Raw genomic sequence first — 6,502 nt, forward strand, 5'->3', positions numbered from 1 at the left:
GAGGGGCAGAGGGGCAGGGGGGACAAGAGGAAATTAAATAACTCAAAACTCCCCCAACTTTCTCTTTAACTCAAAACTCAAAACTCAAAACTCAAAACTTTCCCTCTTCTGCCTTTCCCAGTCCCCAGTCCCCTTGATTAAACCTATGATTAAAATTTACACGCAAGTAGAACAGGGAAAACGTTGGTTGCAAAGGCATCGAGGTTGTCAACCTGTGTTTGCTTGTGTGTTGGGATTTACGGAAACTGGATTAATTCCGGGGATTTCTGCGGCGGGGGCTACTCCTTGCGATCGCAAATATACCGCCTTAGCAGATGCAGAATTTTTATATAATGGCCCCTCACCTAACCCAAAATATCCCTTACCACCATTGCACGCAGGCGCTTCCCCAGTATTAATTTCTCGTGCTGTGGTTGAGTCTCTTGCCTTGCCTCTATATATTTTTAATGCAGGTTTACTGCAACCACCACCGATCCCCAATATTGATTTAAGAGGTCAAGCCGCTAATTGTTTAAGTACAGGAAAAGCCCTCGATCTAGCTATAGTTAAAAGTTTGCTAGACCAAGGGTTAGTTTGGGGAGAAAAGTTAGCCACCCTTCATCCATCCAGTTGGTTAATTTTGAGTGAATGTGTAGTTGGCGGAACTACTACTGCATTGGCAGTACTCACTGGTTTAGGTTTTGCCGCTGCTGGTAAAGTCAACAGTAGTCACCCGGAATGTAATCACCAACAAAAGTGGGCTGTGGTGCAGCAGGGACTAAAAGCGGCTGAGTTGCTAAATTTTGAAAAATTTCCGTCTGCTTTTGGGGTGCTGCAACTCTTAGCAGCAGTGGGCGATCCCATGCAAATTGTAGTTGCGGGAATGGCGATCGCAGCTAGTAAAACTAGCGGGGTAATGCTGGCTGGCGGAACGCAAATGCTAGCTGTCTATGCCTTGATTCAGGCTATAGCAACAGAATATTCTTTACCTTGGCAACAGGAACAAATCGTTGTCGGTACAACTCGCTGGGTAGCAGAAGATCCTACTGGTGACACAGTAGGTTTAGCTCAAATAGTTGGTTCAGTTCCTTTGCTGAGTAATAACTTTAGTTTTGCCAATTCTAACTATGAAAAATTACGAGTTTATGAGCAGGGATGCGTCAAAGAAGGCATAGGCGCAGGTGCAGCTTGTATTGCAGCCAATCTCTATGGAGGCTGGAATAATCGCCAACTTCTCCAGGCTGTCGAAGTTTTAGCAGCACGGTTAGGACAGAATAATTAATAAACTCTTTTGGACAGTAATTGTTCTTCTAAAGCCGCAATTCGGTTATATGCTGCTGTTAGTTGTGCTGTTAGGCGTTGAATTTGGATTTCTGGGCCTATTTCTTTTTCCCGATTTCCTGAACTCGAGTCTGAGTAGCTGTTATCTATCAAAATATCTTTGTGTGCTAAGGCAGCATCTACTCTAGTTAGAGTGGTGTATGATGGTCGTTCTCCAACTCGACCAACAAACTGGTCAGTATCTTTTGGTGTAGACCGCTTGATTTCCGACAAAATTTCCCCCATTCTTTCATTTAAATGTTCAACCAATTGGCAGAGGGTTTCTATCTTCTCGTTCAATCCATTAACTTGATTTTTTATCGAATCCATCTTTTACCCCTAAGTTATTAAGCTTCTGTCCCTATCCTACAGAATAATTTCCTAAACCTTGACTGCCTTATGAATCATTTAACTTTTCCTTTAGATCTTCTTCAGATATGTTTCTCTGTTGTGGCGAGCGGCAGCAACAAAACCAGATTATTCTTAAGAAAATTATGTTAACTTAATTAAACTAGTTACTTTGTTTGTAGCCAAGGTAAATTTTCGGTCAATTAAACATTCTTATTGACAAAAAAGCCTTTGGAAAAATTAACTAGCAAAATTGCCAATTTAAACTTAAATGAAGCGACGCGATTTTTTATTAGGTACTAGTGTTCTAGCAATTTCCAGTTTATTCACAGGTTGTGGTAGTCAGCAACAGACGAATTTAAGGATTCGACTGCTCAAAGATTCTATTCCACCTCAGCTATTAAATAAATTTCGCCGGGAATTTCACCAAATAGGTGAATTAGATTTAACCGTAGAAGCACAACTCATTCAGTTATTTGAAAGTTTAGCAGAAAAACCGAAATCTCAGAATTGGTGGTCAAAGCTTCCTCTGCTAGCAGGCAGAGAAAAAGTGATTCAGTTTCCCGATTTAGTGACTTTAGGAGATTATTGGTTAGCCGAGGCGATCGAACAAAAGCTAATTCAACCTTTAGATACCGAACAACTCAAGGCATGGAAACAATTACCTCCACAATATCAGCAATTAGTCCGCCGCAATCAACAGGGAAATATTGACCAAAAAGGACAAGTTTGGGGTGCGCCGTATCGTTGGGGTACGACAATGATTGTTTACCGTCGGGATAAATTTAAAGCAGAAGGTTTAAAGCCGCCTCAAGATTGGAATGATTTATGGAGAAAAGAGTTGCGCGATCGCATTTCCTTACTCGATCAACCAAGAGAAGTCATTGGTTTAACCTTGAAAAAAATTAATCCCCAAAACTCTTACAACACTCAACAATTAGATAAAATTCCTCAGCTTAAATCAGAACTCAAAGCACTCGATCGACAGGTGAAATTCTATAGCGACAATACATATTTACAACCCTTGATTTTGGGAGACACTTGGTTAGCTGTCGGTTGGTCTACAGATATTTTGCCAGTAATTCAACGCTACCCAAACATGATTGGAGCAGTAATTCCCAAATCAGGAACCTCTCTGTGGGCAGATTTATGGGTACGTCCGACTCAAGCTAGTAATAATTTTAGTTTTGCTAGGGATTGGATTGATTTTGGTTGGCAATCAGAAATAGCAGTTTTATTCTCGCGCTTTGGTAAAGCTGCTTCACCAATTTTTGCTGGCGAATCTTTGGAGGAATTACCAAAAGTTATTAGTAATAAAAAATTAATTTTCCCCGCGCCAGATGTTTACCAAAGAAGTGAATTTATTTTACCTCTTTCCCTAAAAGCGAAGCAGCAATACTTAAATTTGTGGCGAGAAATTCGGTTTCAAGGTTTAGGTTTAGGCGATCGCAAAGGCGGCGGCGCATAATTACCAAAGCTTTCCACCCATAAATTGCAGTTGAGCGGATTTACACTATAGTCACATCTATAAGCCGCTATATTTTCTAATTGGGGATTTAATACTTCCACATTGTAGCTATCCGAGCTTGAATAAATACCAAAATGATTGACAAATGCGTATTTTTCTACATAAGTTAGTGAATTCCAAATTTGGCGATTTACTATTAGATATACCCGTCTGTCACTGGGACAAGTAAACCAAAAATCTATTAACAGACCACCAAACCTTTGTGTCGCCAACCAAATACTAGGTGGTGTAAGATGACGTAGAGAAATATCATTTTCTGTAATTGGTTTAGAGCAAATATCTTTTTGTATTCTTTGCTGAATTCTCTCTTGATATTGCGCCTGTACTGGTTGCAAATCTAAAGAAATTAAGAAAAACAGTAACCAAAAGATGAGATTTTTTCCGAAACTTTTAGCTAATAATTGAGCAATCATAATTGCACTCCCACTGTACCTTGTGCCTTCTGCTCAGATTATCTAGCAGGGGAGGTAGAACCTCCCTCATCTCGTTCCCAGGTTCAACCTGGGAACGAAAAACAGAGGCTCTGCCTCTTGGTGTAAGATCTGAGCTCTGCCTTCTGTCTTCACTCCCAAAGTCGTCGGCGACTTGGCCCATTTAATCGTTGATGAGTATCATCTAACAGAGAGGGAATATCCAAATTTTCTGGACAACGGGGGAGGCATTCACCGCAGGAAGTACAACGGTTAGCTTTAACTCCGGGAAACCAATGTCCAGCATTTTCAAACATTCGATAACGATATTGACCATAATCTGTCATATCGTAAGCGATCGCAAGATTTCGCAGTCGTAAAACTTCGGGAATATTAATGTTTTCGGGACAAGGGAGACAAGCATAACACTGACTACATTTGTCTGTTCCCAGAGTAGCTGATTGATGGGTTTGCAGACCTTCTAAAATTTTTAATTCCTCAGTTGTGAGAGGATAATCTCGATCTGCTATACTTAAAGGCTGAGATAGTTCGCTGGAGTTAGCTGCACCTAGACTCAGGGTAGTAATGCGGCGATCGCTTAACAGAAACCGATAATTCAAAGCTAAAGGAGATAAAGGCGCACACAAATCTTTTAACTTGGTTGGTGGAGAAAATAAGCGTCCGCCCTTATCAGCAGGTGAGATAATAAAAACGCCCAAATCTTTCTTTGCTGCTAATTCTACTGCGGGGGCGTTTCGTTGGAAAAAGTAATAGTAATGCAGATTGACGAATTCAAATAAACCTGTGTCGATCGCCTTAACAATCAATTCTAAAGAGCCGTGAGTAGAAAAACCAAAATGCCTGACTTGACCATCTGCGATCGCTTGCTGCACCGCCCAAAAGCAACCATTTTCTACCCAATCTAAATGTTCCCAAGTATTTAACCCATGAATCGCCAAACAATCCAAATAATCAACTTTTAACCGCTTCAGAGACTCATCGATATGACGGCGCATGGTGTCAGCCTCAGCTGTGGGCGGAATTTTACTAGTGATGTAAAGTTGGGAGCGTGGTAATTCTAAACCAGCGCTTAGTGCTGCTCCCAGATACTCTTCACTTTTTCCATAGCCTCTGGCTGTTTCTATGTGATTAATTCCTCGCGCCACAGCTTGCTGTACAGTTTCGATCGCACTAGCCTCACAATCCAAGTAGCGCATAGTTCCCAGAGAAAACACTGAGAGCCAGAGATTGGTTTTACCAAAACGCCTATATCGCATATTTAGTCATTTGTCAATTGTCATTTGTCATCTGTCATTTGTGATTTGTCATTTGTGGACTAATGACCAATGACATAAGATCAATGACCAGTTAGGCTTCTCCACTGCTGAAGCCACGTCGCTGAATCAAATCTTCGGGTCTAACATTTTCCAGAAATTCCCGAAAAGCCCTTTGTTCTGCTTCATCAGCATCTCTATCCACAGGAATAGAAGCATCAGCAACCACTTCTTCCATCACCCAGATTGGGCTACGGGTACGCAACGCGACTGCGATCGCATCACTAGGACGAGCATCAATATCTTTTTTCACCTCACCTTTGCGAACAGTCAAAATCGCATAAAAAGTATTGTCCTGTAAGGAGTGAATAATAATTCGCTCCACCTTCATTTCCCACGCTTCCAGCATATTTACCAGCAAATCATGGGTCAGAGGTCGGGGCGGCGGTTGATTTTCCAAAGCAGCGATAATTGACTTTGCCTGATCTTGACCGATGTAGATCGGCAAAGCTCGTCGCTCGGTCCCATCTTTCAGGAGTACTATTGGGCTGCGCGTGATTGCATCAACTGCAATTCCAGCGACTTTCATCTCTATCATTGGTTTGGCCTATATAATACCTTTGGTAAGGGAGATTACATCTATACGATAATCTGGTACTTGACTTTTTCAAGTTAGTACCTTAGAGATTAGGGTGTTAGAGAGTTAACGATTAAACTCAATACTGGCGTTATAACCAGGTGAAGTCAAACCGATACAATCCCATAAGATTGTCTTTACATTCCCAGTATGCCCTCCTCTTGACTCCGATCCTAACCGTGCCTGCAAAATTTTCACATTTCCCCAAAAAAAAACTACATTCCGCAGCTGGTTGGACGACTACGTTTGAGAGGCATATATATCATAAATTAAGGAACCAAAAATAAAATTTTTCTATAAAGCCGTGTTTACAGGACTAATTCAGAGCTTAGGAACCATTCAAATTCAGACAGGCGATCGGATCGGCATAACTTGTGCTAAACACACAGCAGACATAATTTTAGAAGATTTAGCGATCGGCGACAGCGTAGCCGTAGACGGCATTTGCCTCACCGTAGAAGAAATACTTTCCCAAGGATTTTTAGCCACCGCTTCCCCAGAAACCCTCAGTCGCACCCGCTTAGGCAAAGGAAAACTAGAATACAACAACGTCAACCTAGAAACCTCACTCCGAGTCGGTAGCAAACTAGGCGGACACTTCGTAACCGGACACATTGACGGAGTTGGTCATCTAGAAACAGTAGAACAAACCGCCAACTCCTGGGAAATTGGTTTTAGCGCCCCCGAATCAGTCGCCCGTTACATCGTCCCCAAAGGCAGCATCACCGTAAACGGCATCAGCTTAACCGTAGCCGAATCCAACACCGACGGAACTTGGTTCAAAGTCGCAGTCATTCCCCACACCTACGCCCACACCAACCTTTACCTATTAAAAAACGGCAGCCAAGTAAACCTAGAAGCCGATATCTTAGGCAAATACGTAGAAAAACTCCTACATTTCGGCAAAACACCCCAAAGCATCACACCCGACTTTTTAATGGAAAACGGCTATGTCTGAGGACTGGGGACTAGGAAGAAGAGATGGGGAGGTGGGGAGGTAGGGAGG

At 42.1% G+C, this 6,502-nt stretch carries 7 protein-coding genes; 3 read left to right on the forward strand and 4 right to left on the reverse strand.

Going from position 1 to position 6,502, the window contains the following annotated elements:
• The first annotated feature begins 145 nt into the window (after positions 1-145).
• A complete protein-coding gene (gene cobT / locus IQ264_RS30915; protein ID WP_193986287.1) occupies positions 146-1,261 on the forward strand; it encodes a nicotinate mononucleotide-dependent phosphoribosyltransferase CobT in 1,116 nt (371 codons plus the stop codon).
• On the opposite strand, the gene IQ264_RS30920 is transcribed toward cobT, so the two are convergent.
• On the reverse strand, positions 1,258-1,629 hold the full coding sequence (locus tag IQ264_RS30920) for a hypothetical protein (RefSeq protein WP_193986289.1): 372 nt from the start codon (positions 1,627-1,629) through the stop codon (positions 1,258-1,260). The two genes, cobT and IQ264_RS30920, sit on opposite strands and share 4 nt — an antisense overlap.
• 289 nt (positions 1,630-1,918) lie before the next feature.
• Here IQ264_RS30920 and IQ264_RS30925 point away from each other — a divergent pair, with 289 nt between their 5' ends.
• Positions 1,919-3,115: an extracellular solute-binding protein gene (locus IQ264_RS30925; protein ID WP_193986291.1), complete on the forward strand. Its 1,197-nt coding sequence runs from the start codon at positions 1,919-1,921 to the stop codon at positions 3,113-3,115.
• On the opposite strand, the gene IQ264_RS30930 is transcribed toward IQ264_RS30925, so the two are convergent.
• The 3 genes from IQ264_RS30930 to IQ264_RS30940 form a co-directional block, all read right to left on the reverse strand.
• Positions 3,073-3,588, reverse strand: a complete 516-nt coding sequence (locus IQ264_RS30930; RefSeq protein WP_193986293.1) for a hypothetical protein — start codon at positions 3,586-3,588, stop codon at positions 3,073-3,075. The genes IQ264_RS30925 and IQ264_RS30930 overlap by 43 nt on opposite strands.
• A 149-nt stretch (positions 3,589-3,737) precedes the next feature.
• Complete coding sequence (locus tag IQ264_RS30935) at positions 3,738-4,862, reverse strand: aldo/keto reductase (RefSeq protein WP_193986295.1); 1,125 nt, start codon at positions 4,860-4,862, stop codon at positions 3,738-3,740.
• Between the two features lie 91 nt (positions 4,863-4,953).
• The gene (locus tag IQ264_RS30940) at positions 4,954-5,457 is read right to left on the reverse strand and encodes a bifunctional nuclease family protein (RefSeq protein ID WP_193986298.1); all 504 of its coding nucleotides are present in this window, start codon (positions 5,455-5,457) and stop codon (positions 4,954-4,956) included.
• Between the two features lie 343 nt (positions 5,458-5,800).
• Here IQ264_RS30940 and IQ264_RS30945 point away from each other — a divergent pair, with 343 nt between their 5' ends.
• Complete coding sequence (locus IQ264_RS30945; protein ID WP_193986300.1) at positions 5,801-6,454, forward strand: riboflavin synthase; 654 nt, start codon at positions 5,801-5,803, stop codon at positions 6,452-6,454.
• Positions 6,455-6,502 lie beyond the last annotated feature (48 nt).

It is taken from the genome of [Phormidium] sp. LEGE 05292 (assembly GCF_015207735.1).
Lineage (GTDB): Bacteria > Cyanobacteriota > Cyanobacteriia > Cyanobacteriales > Aerosakkonemataceae > Floridanema.